The sequence below is a fragment of the Streptomyces fuscichromogenes genome (assembly GCF_014645815.1).
In the GTDB taxonomy this organism is placed as follows: domain Bacteria; phylum Actinomycetota; class Actinomycetes; order Streptomycetales; family Streptomycetaceae; genus Streptomyces; species Streptomyces fuscichromogenes.
Window position 1 is genome coordinate 1 of record NZ_BMML01000034.1, and the last position, 16996, is coordinate 16996.

17 protein-coding genes are annotated in these 16996 nt (G+C 72.7%); 9 read left to right on the forward strand and 8 right to left on the reverse strand.

Annotated elements, in window-relative coordinates; genetic code table 11:
• Window positions 1-288: DNA-directed RNA polymerase subunit alpha C-terminal domain-containing protein (locus IEZ11_RS44005; protein WP_308426592.1), on the forward strand; the 288-nt coding region annotated here is incomplete at its 5' end.
• A 72-nt stretch (window positions 289-360) separates the two neighbouring features.
• On the opposite strand, the gene IEZ11_RS44010 is transcribed toward IEZ11_RS44005, so the two are convergent.
• From IEZ11_RS44010 to ku, 3 genes are all read right to left on the reverse strand, one after another.
• Window positions 361-1842 carry a multicopper oxidase family protein gene (locus tag IEZ11_RS44010; RefSeq protein WP_189268710.1) on the reverse strand — a complete coding sequence of 494 codons (1482 nt, stop codon included), beginning with the start codon at window positions 1840-1842 and terminating at the stop codon, window positions 361-363.
• 300 nt (window positions 1843-2142) lie between these two features.
• Complete coding sequence (locus IEZ11_RS44015) at window positions 2143-2790, reverse strand: DoxX family protein (RefSeq protein ID WP_189268711.1); 648 nt, start codon at window positions 2788-2790, stop codon at window positions 2143-2145.
• A gap of 187 nt (window positions 2791-2977) precedes the next feature.
• Window positions 2978-4108, reverse strand: a complete 1131-nt coding sequence (ku, locus tag IEZ11_RS44020) for a non-homologous end joining protein Ku (protein ID WP_189268712.1) — start codon at window positions 4106-4108, stop codon at window positions 2978-2980.
• Between the two features lie 52 nt (window positions 4109-4160).
• Here ku and ligD point away from each other — a divergent pair, with 52 nt between their 5' ends.
• Window positions 4161-5045: a non-homologous end-joining DNA ligase gene (gene ligD, locus IEZ11_RS44025; RefSeq protein ID WP_189268713.1), complete on the forward strand. Its 885-nt coding sequence runs from the start codon at window positions 4161-4163 to the stop codon at window positions 5043-5045.
• Window positions 5046-5109: 64 nt separating this feature from the next.
• Here the strand turns inward: ligD and IEZ11_RS44030 are convergent, their stop codons facing one another.
• Window positions 5110-5913, reverse strand: coding sequence for a nuclease-related domain-containing protein (locus IEZ11_RS44030; protein WP_189268714.1), 804 nt, complete (start codon window positions 5911-5913; stop codon window positions 5110-5112).
• 101 nt (window positions 5914-6014) lie between these two features.
• On the opposite strand from IEZ11_RS44030, the gene IEZ11_RS44035 reads away from it, so the two are divergent.
• From IEZ11_RS44035 to IEZ11_RS44065, 7 genes are all read left to right on the forward strand, one after another.
• Window positions 6015-6521 carry a protein-tyrosine phosphatase family protein gene (locus IEZ11_RS44035; RefSeq protein ID WP_189268715.1) on the forward strand — a complete coding sequence of 169 codons (507 nt, stop codon included), beginning with the start codon at window positions 6015-6017 and terminating at the stop codon, window positions 6519-6521.
• A gap of 80 nt (window positions 6522-6601) precedes the next feature.
• Entirely contained in the window at window positions 6602-7402 is an 801-nt protein-coding gene (locus tag IEZ11_RS44040; protein WP_189268716.1) for a hypothetical protein, read from the forward strand.
• A complete protein-coding gene (locus tag IEZ11_RS44045) occupies window positions 7399-8634 on the forward strand; it encodes an ATP-binding protein (RefSeq protein WP_189268717.1) in 1236 nt (411 codons plus the stop codon). The genes IEZ11_RS44040 and IEZ11_RS44045 overlap by 4 nt, the downstream gene beginning before the upstream one ends.
• A 246-nt stretch (window positions 8635-8880) precedes the next feature.
• Window positions 8881-9369 carry an SH3 domain-containing protein gene (locus tag IEZ11_RS44050; RefSeq protein ID WP_189268718.1) on the forward strand — a complete coding sequence of 163 codons (489 nt, stop codon included), beginning with the start codon at window positions 8881-8883 and terminating at the stop codon, window positions 9367-9369.
• A 43-nt stretch (window positions 9370-9412) separates the two neighbouring features.
• A complete protein-coding gene (locus tag IEZ11_RS44055; protein WP_189268719.1) occupies window positions 9413-10774 on the forward strand; it encodes an FtsW/RodA/SpoVE family cell cycle protein in 1362 nt (453 codons plus the stop codon).
• Window positions 10771-12261, forward strand: coding sequence for a penicillin-binding transpeptidase domain-containing protein (locus IEZ11_RS44060; protein ID WP_373295057.1), 1491 nt, complete (start codon window positions 10771-10773; stop codon window positions 12259-12261). Before IEZ11_RS44055 ends, IEZ11_RS44060 begins: the two co-directional genes overlap by 4 nt.
• A 104-nt stretch (window positions 12262-12365) precedes the next feature.
• Window positions 12366-13304 carry an AurF N-oxygenase family protein gene (locus IEZ11_RS44065; protein ID WP_189268720.1) on the forward strand — a complete coding sequence of 313 codons (939 nt, stop codon included), beginning with the start codon at window positions 12366-12368 and terminating at the stop codon, window positions 13302-13304.
• Window positions 13305-13306: 2 nt separating this feature from the next.
• Here the strand turns inward: IEZ11_RS44065 and IEZ11_RS44070 are convergent, their stop codons facing one another.
• The 4 genes from IEZ11_RS44070 to IEZ11_RS44085 form a co-directional block, all read right to left on the reverse strand.
• A complete protein-coding gene (locus IEZ11_RS44070) occupies window positions 13307-14494 on the reverse strand; it encodes a C40 family peptidase (protein ID WP_189268721.1) in 1188 nt (395 codons plus the stop codon).
• A gap of 103 nt (window positions 14495-14597) precedes the next feature.
• Window positions 14598-14903 carry a DUF8847 domain-containing protein gene (locus tag IEZ11_RS44075; protein ID WP_189268722.1) on the reverse strand — a complete coding sequence of 102 codons (306 nt, stop codon included), beginning with the start codon at window positions 14901-14903 and terminating at the stop codon, window positions 14598-14600.
• A gap of 10 nt (window positions 14904-14913) precedes the next feature.
• Window positions 14914-15567, reverse strand: coding sequence for a TetR/AcrR family transcriptional regulator (locus IEZ11_RS44080; RefSeq protein ID WP_189268723.1), 654 nt, complete (start codon window positions 15565-15567; stop codon window positions 14914-14916).
• A gap of 150 nt (window positions 15568-15717) precedes the next feature.
• A complete protein-coding gene (locus tag IEZ11_RS44085; RefSeq protein WP_189268724.1) occupies window positions 15718-16974 on the reverse strand; it encodes a styrene monooxygenase/indole monooxygenase family protein in 1257 nt (418 codons plus the stop codon).
• Between the last annotated feature and the right edge of the window lie 22 nt (window positions 16975-16996).

Genomic DNA, 16996 nt, shown 5'->3' on the forward strand with positions numbered 1-16996 from the left:
GCCGACCTCGCGCTGCCGATCGAGGAGCTGGAGCTCACGGTCCGCTCCTACAACTGCCTCAAGCGCGAAGGCGTCCACTCCGTGGGCGAGCTCCTGGCACGCTCCGAGGCGGACCTCCTGGACATCCGCAACTTCGGTGCGAAGTCCATCGACGAGGTCAAGGAGAAGCTCGCCGCCATGGGCCTCGGCCTCAAGGACAGCCCGCCCGGATTCAACCCGACCGCCGCCGCCGACACCTTCGGCGCCGACGACGCGGACGCGGGCTTCGTGGAGACCGAGCAGTACTGATCGCCGCGCTGCGCCCGGCCGAAGTGAGTTCTTCGGCCGGGCGCAGCGCCGTCGCGGCCCCTGGGTGACCGATCACTTGCCGGGCTTGTCCCCGCGGGGCGCGACGATGTCCAGGACGCCCATCATGCCCATGTCCTCGTGGTTGAGGATGTGGCAGTGCACCACGGTCTTCCCGGTGAAGTCGGTGTAGTGGATGCGGATGACCGCCTTGCCCCGCACGGGCACGTCGATGGTGTCGTACCAGGCGTGGGCGGGGTCGTGCGGCTTCCCGTCGATGCTCATCAGCTGGAAGTCGTTGGTGTGGATGTGGAAGGAGTGGGTCTCGTCCGAGTCGTTGCGGATGGTCCACTCCTCGACCGTGCCGAGGGTGCCGGTGAAGTCGGTGCGGCGCGGGTCGTACTGGCGGCCGTTGAGGTAGAACTCCGTGCCCGCCTTGTTCTCCGTGAGGACGACGGTCCGGCGCGCCGCGATCGTCGCGTCGCTCAGGTCCTCGTGCCGGGCGATGCCGGTCGGCAGGGTGGCCGGGTGCACGGGTGTGCCGCCGGTGACGACGGTGGCGAGGTCGGCGCGGGGGAACCGGTTTCCGGCCGGGCCGGTGTCGTACGCGAGGGTCTCCAGCCGTGAGGTGCCGGGGCGGCCGCCGCGGACCAGGACGTCGAAACGCGCTCCGGCCGCGATGACCAGCGTGTCCTGGTCGTACGCCGTGCGGACGGGGATGCCGTCCTGGGCGATCACGCGGAAGCGGGAGCCCGGGAGGTGCAGCTTGTAGTAGATGTTGGCCCCGATGTTGGCGAGCCGCCAGAGCTGGGTCTCCCCCGGCCTGATGGTGATCACCGGGTTCTGCTGACCGTTGACCGTACGGTTCGTGGGCGCCCCGATCTTGAGGGGGTGCGTCCTGACCGAGTCGCCCTCGACCTGGAAGTCCTTGAGCGCGATCGTGTGCTCGGTGATGCCCCGCAGGGCCGGGGGCAGGTGCTGCTGGAGCCCTTCGACGATGACGACACCCGACTCGCCGCCTGCGACCTGCGGCGCGGACTTCATGTCCGCGTGCGAGTGGTACCAGAACGTACCGGTCGGATGGTTGAACGGCAGCCGGTACGTGTAGCGGTACGACTGGTTGTGCTTGAGGGCGACGAAGACGTCGTCGGAGGGGCTGCGCGGGGAGACGTGCAGGCCGTGCGTGTGCACGTTGGTGTCGTCGTCGACCCGGTTGGTCATGGTGAGGTCGATGCGGTCACCGGGCCGTACCCGCAGCGTGGGCGGCATGTACGCCCCGTTGTAGACGGTGGCGTACAGCCGACGGTCGCCGACCCGCACCTTCCGGCGTTCGACCACGATGGCGGCCTTCAGGACGCCGTCGTGGCTGACCAGCTCCGGCGGGTCCTGGAGCCGCGGTCCGGCCGCGGGGTCGCGGGCGGCCTCCGGCGCGGGCCGGCGGGTGCCGGACGCGTCACCGACCGGGGTCCGGTCCCCGCAGCCGGCCAGCCAGCCGGTGGCGAGGAGCAGGCCGGCGACCGGCAGGGTCAGCGCGGAACGGATGCGGGACCGGGTCACATCTCTCCCAGGGAGACCGGGTGGGACGGCAGGGGCGGCCGAAGGTCATGGCCGACGGTCGGTGGTGAGCGGTCGGTGGTCAGCGGTCAGCGGTTGGTGGTCGGCGGTTGGTGGTCGGCCGACGGCGCGCCGACGGGTCCGACGACGGGTCTGTCAGGAGGGGTCCGTCAGCCGGAATGCAGGAGGAATGTAGGAGGGCGGGGCCCCGCTGTCCGGCGTGCCACGCGCACGAAGCGGCGGCAACCTCTCCGGGCGGCAGGGCTTCCACACGGATGGCGGCAGCCCCGCCGCTCAGATGCTTCAGATGCTCAGCGCGATCGCGGCACCGATACCGCCCAGCCCGAGCGCGACGGCGGCCGCGGGCCAGCCGCCCGAGCGCCAGGGGAAGAACCGGTCGACGGACAGCCGGCCCGGACCGATGGCGGCGAGGGCGAAGGCGACGACGCAGATGGCGACGCTGTACTCGACTCCGCCGTTCTGCACCCACAGGCCGTGGGCACCGCTCACGGTCGCCATCGCGTTGATCATCACGCCGATGACGGCGGCGGCCGCCAGCGGGGTGAGGAGTCCCAGCGCCAGACCGAGGCCACCGGCGAGCTCGGAGAGGCCGCCGATCACGGCGAAGACCTTGCCCGGGTGGTAGCCGAGGGCGTCGAAGCTTCTGCCGGTGGCCGTCAGGCCCGGTCCGCCGAAGACGCCGAACAGCTTCTGCGCGCCGTGGCCGGCCACCAGCAGTCCGAAGGTCAGTCTGATCAGCAGCAGTCCGCACTCGGCGGCGGACAGCCGCGGGACCGTAGCGGCGGGACGTGTCCGGCCCGGCGGGCCCGAGGCGCCTCCTGCCGCCGGATCGGCGGGCACGCGGTCCGCCGCCACGGGGGTGCGTACCGGGGGCCGGGTCAGGGACAGGGCACGAGTTCTGCCGAAGGGGTGGAAATGCAGTGCACGCATGACGATGCCTTCGCAGGTGGGGACGGGTTCGAGTGCGGCCTGGCGCACCCGCCGTGCGGCGGGTCCTCCCCTGTCACCCAGCATTGCGCCATCGTCGCCCCATATCCACCGTCATGTTGAAATATGCACTATCGCCCACGGTGATAACACGGCGGCAGCCGGCGCCGTGGCACCCGCCGGGTCACTCTCACGCGGAGCGCTTGCGGGACGAAGCCGCTTTCTTGGCCGGCGTCTGCTTCGCCGCCGACTTCTTGGCCACGGCCCTCTTGGCCGTGGCCTTCGCGTCCGACGCCTTCGCGTCCGACGCCTTGGCCGACGACGACTTCACGGCTGACGCCTTCGCGCCCGACGGCTTTGTCGCCGACGTCTTTGTCGCCGACGGCTTCGCGGTCGACGACACCTTCCCGGCCGCGGACGTCTTCCCGGCCGACGACGTCTTCGCGGTCGATGACGTCTTCGCGGTCGTCTCCTTCTTCGGCGGGGTCCTCTCCGTCGTCGGCGGCGGTCTCCTGTCCGGCAGTGGTGTGATCTCCGCGCCCTCGCCCCTCGACTCCTTCGCCGCCCGCACGCTCTTCTCCAGGGCCGCCATCAGGTCGAGGACCTTGCCGCCCGGGGCCGGTTCCGGGGTCTGTGGCAGGGTCTCGCCGGTCGCCTTCGCGGCGATGACCTCCTCCAGGGCCTCCCGGTACTCGTCGTGCAGGTCCTGGAGGTCGACCTCGCCGAGGGTGGCCATCAGGGCGTCCGCGAGGTCGAGTTCCTTGTCCCGGACGGTGACGTCGGTGTCCGGGGCGACCCCCTCGGGCGCGCGGACCTCGTCCGGCCAGAGCAGGCCGTGCATCGCGATGGCGTCGCCGACCACCCGGAGCATGCCGAGGCGTTCCCGGCCGCGCAGCGCGTACTTCGCGATGGCCACCTTGTGGCTGCGCTTCAGGGCCTCGCGCAGGAGGGTGTACGGCTTCGCCGCGGGGGCGCCGGAGGCCGCCAGGTAGTACGCCGCGTCCATCTGGAGCGGGTCGATCCGGTCGGCCGGGACGAACGCGACGATCTCGATCGTGCGGGCCGTCGGGATGGGCAGGTGGGACAGGTCCTCGTCGGTGATCGGGACGATCGTGCCGTCGGCGTCCTCGTACCCCTTGCCGATCTCCGACTGGGTGACCTCGCGGTCCTCCAGCTCGCAGAACTTGCGGTAGCGGATGCGGCCGTTGTCCTCGGTGTGGACCTGACGGAAGGAGATCGAGTGGCTCTCCGTGGCGTTCACCAGCTTGATCGGGATGCTGACGAGGCCGAAGGAGATCGCGCCGTTCCAGATGGATCGCACGTGCGGCTATCCTCCGTCCGATTCATACGCAATTTTATGAGATTGTCATCCTATGACGCCGATCACGGAGGTGGACGGGCGGAGGGTCGCGCTCAGCAATCTGGAGAAGGTGCTGTATCCGGCGACCGGGTTCACCAAGGGCGAGCTGCTGCACTACTACGCGAGCACGTCCGGGGTCCTGCTGCCCCATCTGCGGGACCGGCCGGTGTCCTTCCTGCGCTACCCGGACGGGCCGGACGGCCAGGTCTTCTTCACCAAGAACGTGCCGCCGGGTACGCCCGAGTGGGTCACGACCGCCGAGGTGCGCCGGTCGGAGGGGGCGGCCCGGATGGTGCTGGTACAGGATCTCGCGAGCCTGATGTGGGCGGCGAACCTGGTCACCGAGTTCCACACGTACCAGTGGCTGGTGGGGACGCCGGACGAGGCCGACCGGATCGTCTTCGACCTGGACCCCGGGGCGCCTGCGACGGTGGTGCAGTGCTGCGAGGTCGCGCTGTGGCTCCGGGAGCGGCTGGCGGCGGACGGCATCGAGGCGTACGCCAAGACCGCCGGGTCGAAGGGGCTGCATCTGCTGGCGGCGGTGCGCGGGGCCCCCGGCGAGCGGGTGAGCGCGTACGCGAAGGGACTGGCGGTGCAGGCCGAGCAGGCGATGCCGCGGCTGGTGGTGCACCGGATGACGCGGAGTCTGCGGCCGGGGAAGGTGTTCGTGGACTGGAGCCAGAACTCGGGGCGCAAGACGACGGCCACGCCGTACACGGTCCGGGCGCGCCGGGAGCCGACGGTGTCGACGCCGGTGACCTGGGAGGAGGTCGCGGAGTGCCGGACGGCGGGGCAGCTGGCGTTCCGGGCGGGGGACATCGCGCCGCGCGTCCAGGACCACGGGGACCTGCTGGCTCCCCTGCTGGACGCGACGCGCGCCGCCGCGCTGCCACCGTGAGCGCCGCCGCGCTGCCACCGTGAGCAGCGCCGCGGCCTCCCTCGCGTGAGCCACCTGTGCGGTGCTACACCCTTCCCCAGGTGTTGCGGTCCCGCGCCATCGCGTGCAGGGCCTCCACGTCCGCCGGCTTGAGGACGCCGCCCAGCCGGGACAGGGCGTCCAGGTCCCGGTCGCGCAGGATGGTGACCTCGCGCGGCGGGGCCGTCAGCGTGACGTCCGCCGGCTCGGTCAGGGCCAGCACCGGCCGGACCTCCGCCGTGAGGGCGTACGAGGCCCGGTCGGCGGCCGCCCGCAGGCGGCGCAGGAGCGGCTGCGGGTCACGCCGGCCCAGTGTGATCATCGGGTCGGCGACCAGGACCTTCTGCTTGCGGGCGTAGAGGGAGTACACGCAGAACAGGCCGCCGGGCCCGATCAGCAGGTGGTGCAGGCGGTCGCCGCCGGGCAGCGGGACGGAGTGCAGGGCGTGCCAGCCGGCGCCGTCCAGGCGGTCCAGGGCGTCGCCGACGGTCTGCTCCGCGGTCAGGGCGCGGCGGCGCGGGTCGGGACGGAGGCGGTGGGCCGGACCGGGGTCCCGGTCCAGGGCGACCAGCAGCGCCTCGCCGGGCCGGTTGGGCGCCAGGTCGTCGTCGGGATGCAGGCTCAGCCGCGCCAGTTCCGCGGGGGTCGGCACGGGCGGCGGCCCGATGGTGACCGGGCCGGTCAGGAAGGGCCTGAGGGTTTCCAGTACGTCGTCCCGCCGCTCCTCGCTGAGCAGGTTGACCCGGCCCGCCTCACGGTCGTACCAGGCGACGTTCCTGCCGTCCGTGAGGCATACGTACAGTCGCTCCTGGCCGTGCCTCCAGGTCGGCACGACGCGCAGTCCGCTCATTGCGTCATCACCCCTCGTCCATGGGAACAGGCGGGGTGCTCCAGGGGCAAGAACCCGGTTACCTTTGACAGGGGTTGGCGCGGGCAGCGGGGAGGCGCCGGGTGCGGATCCGTGGGGAGCAGTACGACGTGCCGGCTCCGGACAGTCCCTGGAGCGAGGTGCTGCCCGACCTGTGGATGGGCGGCCACGAGTTCCGGGGACGTTCGGGGCGGCTGGAGCCCGCCGTGGTGCGGGACGAGTTCGACCTCGTGCAGAGTCTGCTGCGGCTGCCCGGACACGGTCCGGACGCCGGGGTCGAGCACCATGTGTGGCCGATACCGGACGGGCCGCTGGACGGTACCCAGCTGGCGGGGGTGATACGGCTCGCCCGCGCGGCCAGTGACGCCCTGGGCGCGGGGCGGTCGGTGCTGGTGCGCTGTTACAGCGGGTACAACCGGTCCGGGCTCGTGGTCGCGCAGACGCTGGTGCACCAGGGGTGTACGGCCGAGGAGGCGATCCGGCTGGTCCGGGCCCGGCGCTCGCCCTGGGCGCTGCACAACGAGCTGTTCGTGGCGTATCTGCGGGCCGGTCTGTCCACCGCCCGTCTGCTGGAGGAGCTCGCCGAGTAGCCTCTCTCCCGTGCACGGGCTCCGCACCGGGCCCCGCAGCGGCCCCCTGCACCGCCCGACCCCGCCGAGCCAGGAGCAGTGTGCCAGCCCGTCGTCCCGTCCGCATCGCCGTGACCGCGGCGGCCGTCGCCCTGCTGGCGGTGACCGCGGCGGGCTGCGGCGACTCCGGCGGGCTGCGGGCGGCCGGGGCGGCCCCGACCGCGATCAGCCCGGCGAAGCTCTGGCCCGACCTGCGGCCGGCGTCCAGTCCGGCCTGGCCCTACGACGAGGGCGGCGCGGAGACCGTCAAGGGGATCACGGTGCCCGGCGACGACATCCGCGCGGTGGATCCGGTGGCCGTCGTACGGGCGGAGATCGCCTCGGACCCGGCGGACTACGGGGCCAAGGGGGCGTACCGCCCGACCGCGGACCGGATGAAGGAGTGCACGGCGGGCGGCGGCGGGGCGCGGTGTCCGCTGCTGAAGCCGTACTACCGGGACCTCACCGGGGACGGGCGGGACGAGCTGACGCTCGGCTTCCGGCTGTATCCGACGAACCAGACGGCGCTGCGCGTGTACACCGTCGAGAAGCACCGGCTGGTGCAGGTCCTCGACGACAACGACGCGATCATCGGCGTGGAGCTGGCGGGGCGGACGGTGATCGTGCGGTCGCCGGCCGGGATCAGCGGGTACGAGTACCGGACGACCTGGGCGTGGGACCCGGGGCGGAAGGCGATGGTGTTCACCCGGGACGAGTTCCTGCGCACCGGCAAGGGCCGGCACACCCGCGCCCGGATGCCCTCGGCGGCCGCTTCGGCGGGTACTTCGGCCGGCGCTTCGGCCACTGCTTGGACCGGCGCTTCGACCGGCGCTTCGACCGGCGCTTCGGCGGACGCGCGATGAGGCTCCCGCACTGGGCCGGGACGCTCGCGGCGAAGTCGGCCGCGTTCATCACGGTGATGTGCTGTGCGCTGGCCGCGCTGCTCGGCGTCCTGGTGCACGTGTCGGTCACCGACCAGACCGTCGCACAGGCCCGCGACCAGGCGCTGGCCCGGCTCACGGAGGCGACGGCCGCCTACCAGGCGGGCGACGCGCTGCCGCGGGGCGCCCGCGTCGACCCGCGGGGGCTGCCGCCGCGGCTGCGGGCGCTGGCGCTGGCCGGGGAGCGCGGCACGATGGTCGCCAGGGACGAGGGCGACGGTCACCCCGTGATGTGGGCGGCGGGCCCGGCCGACCGGAACCGGTCGCTCGCGGTGGGCGTCGACTACTCCCAGCAGGCCCGCACCATCGCCGGGCTGGACAGCTCCATCCTCTGGTCGTCGGCGCTCGCCATCGGGGCGACGCTGCTGGTCGGCGCGTTCGCGGTGACCCGGGTGACCCGGCGGCTGCACGGCACCGCCCAGGTGGCCCGGCGGATCAGCGCCGGGGACCTGGACGCCCGCGTGCACGACCCCCGCACCAAGGATCCGACCCGCCCGCAGGACGAGGTGGCCGCGGTCGCCGCCGCGCTGGACGGGATGGCCGCGTCGCTGCAGAGCAAGCTGCTGAGCGAGCAGCGGTTCACCGCCGACGTGGCGCATGAGCTGCGGACGCCGCTGACGGGGCTGCACGCGGCGGCGGAACTCCTGCCTCCGGGGCGGCCGACGGAGCTGGTGCGGGACCGGGTGGCAGCGCTGCGCACGCTCACCGAGGACCTGCTGGAGATCTCCCGCCTCGACGCGGGCCGGGAGCGGCTGGAGACCGACGCGGAGGCGCTGGGCACGCTGGCCGAGCGGGTGGTGCGGGGGTCCGGGACGGAGACCGAGGTGAAGGTCGTACGGGACGTGTGGGTGGAGACCGACCGGCGGCGGCTGGAACGGGTGCTGGGGAACCTGGTGGCCAACGCGCACCGGCACGGGCGGGGGCCCGTGGTGCTGACGGTGGAGGGGAAGGAGGTCACCGTGCGCGACCACGGGGACGGCTATCCCGAGTACCTGGTGGCACACGGCCCGCAGCGGTTCCGGACGGAGGGCGGGGCGAGGGGGCACGGGCTGGGGCTGACGATCGCGGTGGGGCAGGCGGAGGTGCTGGGGGCGCGGCTGTCGTTCGCCAACGCGATCGACGGTGGGGCGGTGGCGAGGCTGACGCTCCCGTAGGGGGCGAGGGGTTTGTTGCGCGGCTGCGGGTGGGTGGGGGTTGCCCGCGCAGTTCCCCGCGCCCCTAAAGGGGCGCTCGTGCAGTGCCCCTTTCTTTTGGGGGCGCGGGGAACTGCGCGACCAGCCCCCACCGGCCCGCAGACTCCTTTCAGCCCAGTGCAAAGGGCGCCCCCCGCCCACCCCTCCTAGCGTGACGGATAGCCGGATTCCCCCCGTCCGCTCCACCCGACCCGTTCGGAGACCTCCATGCCCCTGCGCTCCACGCTCGCCCGCGGCTTCGCGATAGCCGCGCTCGTCGCCCTCTGCGGCAGCACACCCGCCCTCGCCGACGACGGCTGGAACAGTGTCGACCCGGGGAACGGCCGGTACGACGATTCCGGCGACCCCGACCACCTCGCCGGCGTCGGCAACACCGGCGGCGCGGACGATGTCCTCGGCCCCGGCGGTACCGACGACTTCCTCGGCCCCGGCGGTAGCGACGAACCCGGCCACGATCCCGCCCGCTACCGGGGCGTCGTCACCGCGCGGGACGGCATCTGGCTACGGGACCAGCCGGAGCGCGGCAGCCGGCGGATCCGGTTCGTCGGGAACGGCGAGGAGGTCTCCCTCTACTGCCGGGCCATCGGCGACCCCGTCGACGGCAACCGCGTCTGGTACCTGCTCACCGACGGCACCTGGGCCTGGGGCCCCGCCCACGACATCGACACCCTGGGGCGCACGCCACGCTGGTGCTGACCGACAAGGCCCGCAACTCACACTATTTGGGTAAGTTCCGGACATGACCAAGGCCGGAACCACCCTGGCGGCGACCGCGACCCCCACCTCCGCCGTACGCCTCCCCCGGCGCCGTGGCATCGAACTCGCCCTGATCGTGCTGGCCGTCCTGCTCTGCGTGTACGGCTACTGCGCGGTCGGCCTGGCGAAGACCGGCACCGTGCCGCCCGGCGCCGCCGGTTACGGCGCCGGCCTCGGGGTGCTCGCGCTCGTCGCCCATCTCGCCGTGCGGGTGCGCGCCCCGTACGCGGACCCGCTGCCGCTCCCGATCGGCGTGCTGCTCAACGGACTCGGCCTGGTCCTGATCTACCGGCTGGACCTCCAGACCCCCGGCGACCGGGCGGCCCCCGCCCAACTCGTCTGGTCCACCCTGGGGGTCGGCCTCTTCATCCTGGTCGTGCTGATGCTCCGCGACCACCGCGTGCTGCAGCGCTACGCGTACGTCTGTGTCGCCGCCGCGCTCGCGCTGCTGCTCCTGCCGATCCTCTTCCCGGCCGTCAACGGGGCCCGGATCTGGATCCGGCTCGCCGGATTCTCCATCCAGCCCAGCGAGTTCGCGAAGGTGCTGCTCGCGGTGTTCTTCGCCGCGTACCTGGCCGCCAACCGCAACGCGCTCGCGTACGCCGGCCGCCGGGTGTGGTTCATGCAGTTCCCGACGGGCCGGGTGCTCGGTCCGATCGTCACCATCTGGCTGGTGAGCGTCGGTGTCCTGATCCTCGAACGCGACCTCGGCACCTCGCTCCTCTTCTTCGGCCTCTTCGTCGTGATGCTGTACGTCGCCACCGGGCGCACCGGCTGGATCGCCGTGGGCCTGCTGCTCGCCGTGCTCGGCGCGGTCGCCGCCGGCCGTCTGGAACCGCATGTGCACGGCCGGATCGAGGACTGGCTGCATCCGTTCGCCTCGATCGACGCGGGCCAGGGACCGAACCAACTCGCCCAGTCCCTCTTCGCGTTCGCGGCCGGCGGGGTCCTCGGCACCGGGCTCGGGCTCGGGCACTCGATCCTCATCGGCTTCGCCGTCAAGTCGGACTTCATCCTGGCCACGGCGGGCGAGGAACTCGGCCTCGCCGGGCTCTGCGCGGTCTTCCTCCTCTACGGCCTGCTCGTCGAGCGCGGCTACCGGGCCGGACTCGCCCTGCGCGACCCCTTCGGCCGGCTGCTCGCGGTCGGGCTCGCCTCGATCGTCGCCCTCCAGGTGTTCGTGATCGCGGGCGGGGTCACCGGGCTGATCCCGCTGACCGGCATGGCGATGCCGTTCCTCGCCCAGGGCGGCTCCTCGGTCGTCACCAACTGGGCGATCGTGGCCCTGTTGATCCGGGTGAGCGACTCGGCCCGCCGCCACTACGACGGACAGGTGGCCCCATGAGCACCGGGTACGGCCGTCGGCGCGGCGGGATGGCCGGCTACGTCCGGCGGGCCCGCGCCCTGTGCGCCCTGCTGCTGTTCGCGCTCCTCGTCAACGCCGCCCGCATCCAGGTGGTACTGGCGCGGGGTTACGACGACAACCCCGCCAACCGCCGTAACTCGATCGCCCGTTACAGCCTCCCCCGCGGCGACATCCTGGTCGGCGGCGTGCCGGTCACCGGCTCCCGGGACAGCCGGGAGCAGCTGCGCTACGAACGCACCTATCCCCAGGGCCCGTTGTACGCCCCGGTCACCGGCTTCGCCTCCCAGCTGTACGGCACGACGTTCCTGGAGCACGCCGAGGACGGGGTGCTCGCCGGGACCGACCCGATGCTCGCGCCGTTCCCGCTGTGGAACGACACCCGCCGGACGCAGAACCCGGGCGGGAACGTCGTCACCACCCTGAACCGGTACGCCCAGGAGGCCGCCTACCGGGGGCTCGGCTCGCGCAAGGGCGCGGTGGCCGCGATCGAGCCGGCGACCGGCCGGATCCTCGCCCTGGTCTCCACCCCGTCGTACGACCCCGCCGAACTGTCCGGCAACGGTGCGGCGGTGACCTCGGCCTGGGCACGGCTGAACGGCGACCCGGAGAAGCCGATGCTCAACCGGGCGGTACGGCAGACGTATCCGCCGGGCTCCACCTTCAAGGTGGTGACGGCGGCCGCCGCCCTCGACGCCGGCGTCGTCACCGACCTGGACGCGCCGACCGACTCCCCCGACCCCTTCCGGCTGCCGGGCACCACGACCCGGCTGACCAACGAGGGGGACGGCTGTGCGGACGCCTCGCTGCGGGCGGCCTTCGAGTGGTCCTGCAACACGGTCTTCGCGAAGCTGGGCGTGGACGTGGGGGCGGCGGACATGACCGCGACGGCCCAGGCGTTCGGCTTCAACGACACGCGGCTGCGCATCCCGTTCACCGCCGCGCCCAGCACCTTCGACACGAGCGTGGACCGGGCGCAGCTGGCCCTGTCGTCGATCGGGCAGTACAACACCCGGGCCACGCCGCTGCAGATGGCGATGGTCGCGGCGGCGGTGGCGGACGGCGGGCTCGCGCATCCGCCGTACCTGGTGGAGCGGACCGTGCGGCGGACCGGCGAGACGGTCGGCACCGGGGGCGCGGGGCCGGTACGGCAGGTGATGAGCCCCTCGACGGCCGTACGGATGAAGGAGCTCATGGTCGACGTGGTCCGGGAGGGCACCGGCACGAACGCGGCGATCCGCGGCGCCACGGTCGGCGGCAAGACCGGCACCGCTCAGCACGGCATCGGCAACGCCGGGGTGCCGTACGCCTGGTTCGTGTCCTGGGCGCAGGCGGACGGCGACCTGGAGCCGAAGGTGGCGGTGGCGGTGGTGGTCGAGGACGCGGCGGCCGACCGTGCGGACATCAGCGGGGGCGGGGACGCGGCGCCGATCGCGCGGGCGGTGATGCGGGCGGCGCTCGGGTTCTGAGACTCGGAGTCAGCAAGTTGTGCGCAGGGGATTGACCGGCTTGCTGACAAGCGGTCTCATAAGAGCGGACGACGCTGTACCCCGGGTAACGAGGTGGGAGAGCCATGACGACCCTGACGGAAGCCGACGCGGTCGACGGACTGCGGGACGCGCTCGGCCTGCTCAAGGACCGCGAGCAGGTGGCCGAACGGCTGCTCGCCTCCTCCGCGAAGCACTCCTTCGACCCGGACAGGGAGCTGGACTGGGACGCGCCCTTCGAGGACGGCAAGTGGTTCTGGCCGCCGGAGCTGGTCTCGCTGTACGGCACGCCGATGTGGCAGCGGATGTCCGAGGAGCAGCGGATCCTGCTCTCCCAGCACGAGGCCGCCGCGCTGGCCTCGCTGGGTATCTGGTTCGAACTGATCCTGATGCAGCTGCTGGTCCGGCACATCTACGACAAGGCGGCGACGAGTGCGCATGTGCGCTACGCGCTGACCGAGATCGAGGACGAGTGCCGGCACTCGAAGATGTTCGCGCGGCTGATAGAGCGCGGGGACGCGCCCTGGTACCCGGTGAGCCGGGCCCACCGGAACCTGGGCCGCCTCTTCAAGACGATCTCCACCACCCCCGGGTCGTTCACCGCCACCCTGCTCGGCGAGGAGGTCCTCGACTGGATGCAGCGGCTCACCTTCCCGGACGAGCGGGTCCAGCCGCTGGTGCGGGGGGTCACGCGGATCCATGTGGTCGAGGAGGCCCGGCATGTGCGGTACGCCCGCGAGGAGCTGCGCCGGCAGATGGTGACGGCGCCGCGGTGGTCGCAGGAGTTCACCCGGGTCACCTCGGGCGAGTTCGCGCGGGTGTTCTCGGTCGCCTTCGTCAATCCGGAGGTCTACGCGAACGTGGGGCTGGACCGGCGGGAGGCGGTGGCGCAGGTACGGGCGAGCGGGCACCGGCGGGAGGTCATGCAGACGGGCGCGAAGCGGCTGACCGACTTCCTGGACGACATCGGGGTTCTCCAGGGGGTCGGGCGGCGGTTGTGGAAGAGCTCGGGGCTGCTGGCCTGAGTTCACAGTGCCGGCGAGTGGGGGTTGATCGCGCAGTTCCCCGCGCCCCCGGGGCATGCGGGCAGGGTCGGCTGCAAGGTCCCGAAACTCTCGTCCGGGCCCTCTGTCGCCGTCTTCGGGATCACGGGCGGCGTGTACCGGGCCAACGGCCGGGCCGTCGAGTCGGGGCGGACCGCGCCCAGGATCGGGTTCGCCGCGATCGGGGAGACCTTGACCTTCGCGCCGGGGCGGGGGGCCTGGACCACCTTGCCGTCACCCAGGTAGAGGGCCACGTGGGTGGCCTCGGGGAAGTAGACGACCAGGTCGCCGGGGCGCAGCCGGTCCAGGGGGACGCGGGGCAGGTCGGCCCACTGTTCCTGGCTGGTCCTCGGGATCGGCCGGCCGGCGTGGCCCCAGGCCTGCGAGGTCAGACCCGAGCAGTCGTACGACACCGGGCCCGCCGCGCCCCACTGGTACGGCTTGCCCAGCTGCCGTACGGCGTAGCGCACCGCCCGGTCTCCCGCCGGGGACGGCGGTGGCGTGCCGGTGCCCAGGGCGCCGGAGGTGGTGAGCTTGCGCTGGGCGTCCGCCGTCCGGTCCTGCTCCAGGCCGGCGAGCGCCGTCAGCTGGGCCGCGGTGAGGGACGCCAGCATGCGTTCCACGTCGGAGAGGCGGGTACGGACCTCGTCGCGCTGCTTCTTCTGTCCCTCGGCGAGGGCGAGCCGGGTGTCCAGGGCGGCGCGGGCCCGGCGGGCGAGGTCGGCCTGCCGCCGCTCGTCGTCGGCCAGGCGGCCCACCGTCTTCGCCCGCTCGCGCGCCAGCTCGCCGATGACATGGCCCTCGTCGAGCGCGTGCTGCGGGTCACGGGCGAGGAGCAGGCGGACGTAGGGGGAGATGCCGGTGGAGTTCTGGTACTGCTGCCGGGCCAGCCGGCCCGCCTCGTCCCTGCTGCCGTGCAGGGAGCGCCGGGCCACGGCCAGTTCGCCGTCGAGCCGGGTCACCACGGTGCGCTGCCGGTTCAGCCGTTCCTCGGCCGCGTTGTAGGTCTCGGTGGCCTGTTCGGCCTGCCGGTACGCCTGCTGAAGGTCCGTCAGCAGCTCGGCGACCGGCCGTTCCGGGCCCGGTGCGGCGAGTGCGGGCAGGGGCGTGACGGCGGCCTGAACCGCCGCCACCACGGCCGTACAGGCCAGCCGCAGGAACCTTCCTGACACGTCATCACCTCCGATGCGGGACGGTCGTTCCGTACCACATCGTGATAATCAGACGTGTATACCCGGTTCGCGAAGCTCCTGTGGGCGGTTCGGCGTAACCCTGTCACCCTTCGGTGTCGTCCGGCTTGCGGATCGGCGCCCGCCTCGACCACGGCCACTTCGGCCCGCCTGCTCCGCCGCCGCCCCTGCCCGTCGGGTCGTACTCGTACTTCCAGCCCTGGGACAGGCCCAGGCGCCTGCTCTGCCCCCGGGACACCCGGCGGTAGACAAGGACGGCGGGCGGGCCGCCGGCCGGGTCCGGGACCGGGATGCGGTACGTCTTCGGGGGGTGGCCGGTCATGCCGAGCAGCACGGGGAGCACCCGCCCGTCCATGGGGCCGCCCTCGAAGGGGGTGTCCTGAGTCTTCACGCCACCAGTTTCAGCCATCCGCCGCGAGGGCGTCGACGAGGGCCGCGGTCTGCGGGTCGCGGCGCGCGGTCACGCTGAGTACCGCGCCGAACTGGTCCACCAGCCAGTCCCGCAGCTCGTCGAGGGGCGGCTGCTTGTCCTCGTCGAGCCAGATGAGGGAGGCCGCCTCGACGGCGGTGATCCACATCCGGACGGTCATCCGCAGCCGGGGGCCCGGGTCCGCGACGTCCAGGTGACGGAGAATGTGCTGCGCCGCGGCCCGTCGTACGCCGTCCACGATCGCCGTCGTCCGCGAGGTCTCCACCACGCTGCCGCCCTGGAGCAGGGCGCTGAAGCCGGCGTCGTGCAGGTCGACGAAGGCGAGGTAGCGGTCCAGGGCGCGGGCGAGCCGGGGCAGCAGGGGGCCCTCACGGGGTTCGTCGAAGCAGTGCTCCAGCTCCTCGGCGGCGGACCTGAGGGCGGCCTCGTAGAGCTGCTGCTTCCCGCCGGGGAAGTAGCGGTACACCAGGGGGCGGGAGACCCCGGCCGCCTCCGCCACGTCGTCGAGCGAGACGTCCTCGGGCGCGCGGTGCGCGAAGAGGGAGAGGGCCGCGTCGAGGAGCTGGCTGCGCCGCTCCTCGACGGAGAGCCTGCGGTAGGCGGGGGTGGCGGCCTGCGGGGTCATGCGATCAGCGTATGCGGTCCGCGTCGGGGGCCGCGACGGGCCGTCGGCCGGGTGCGGCACCATCGTGGCCGGCCGCGCAGTTCCCCGCGCCCCTGCAGGGGCGCGGGGAACTGCGCGAGCAACCACCACGCACCCGCGGCCGAAAACGGATCAGGCGCCGGTGGTCACCGAAGCGAGGTACGCCTCCGTCTTCTCCGGCTCGTAGAAGAAGTTCTCGTAGTCGGAGGGGTCGTCGAAGCCGTTGGCGAAGCGGTCGGCGACCGGCTGGAGCTGGCCTGCCGCGCCGATCAGGTTGAGGATGTGCTCCGGCGGGGGCGCCAGCATGGCGTTCGTCCACTTGGTGACGTGCTGGGCGGTGTTCCAGTAGCGGTCGAACGTCTCCTGCATCCAGGTCCCGTCGAACTCCTTCTCGCCGCGTTCGAGGATCGAGGCGAGGTAGGAGGCGGCGCACTTGGACGCGGAGTTGGAGCCCTGGCCCGTGATCGGGTCGTTGGCCACGACGACGTCCGCGACACCGAGGACCAGGCCGCCGCCGGGGAGGCGGCCGATCGGGTTGCGGACGGTGGGGGCGTAACGGCCGGCGAGGGTGCCGCCGGCGTCGGTCAGTTCGACCTTGGCGGTCCGCACGTGCTCCCAGGGCGTGTACCGCTCCATGAGTTCCAGGGTCAGGGAGAGGTGCTCCGCCGGGTCCTTGACGCCGTTGAAGACGTCCAGCGGGCCGCCGGGTATGCCCTCCCAGAAGAGGATGTCGGCGGGGCCGGAGGTCGTGAGCGTCGGCATGACGAAGAGCTCGCCCACGCCGGGGACCAGGTTGCAGCGGACCGCGTAGTAGTCCGGGTGCTCGGGGCGGGGGCCGAGGCCGTGCACGTAGGAGACGGCCAGGGCCCGCTGCGGCTCCGTGTAGGGGGAGCGCGCGGCGTCGCGGCCGAACATGGAGACCAGCTCGCCCTTGCCGGCCGAGACCAGCACCAGGTCGTAGGTGCGGGCGAAGTAGTCCAGGTCGCCGACGGCCGCGCCGTGGATGACCAGCTGGCCGCCGCGCTGCGCGAAGGTCTCCATCCAGCCGGCCATCTTCACCCGCTGGTCCACCGACTGCGCGTACCCGTCGAGCTTGCCCACCCAGTCGATCGCGCGGGCCGCGGGGCCCTCCGCCCAGGAGCCGGGGGCGGCGACCGAGACGCCGAGTCCTTCGATCTTCGGGGCCTGGGACTCCCAGAAGTTCAGCTGGAGATCACGCTCGTGCCGGAGTGCCGTGTCGAACATGCACTGCGTCGACATGACCCGGCCGGAGCGGATCTCGTCCGCGGTCCGGTTCGACATCAGGGTGACCTCGTAGCCGTGCGACAGGAGGCCGAGGGCGAGCTGGAGACCGGACTGACCGGCCCCCACGACGAGTATCTTCCGCATGCGGTGGTGGCTCCTAAGGGTT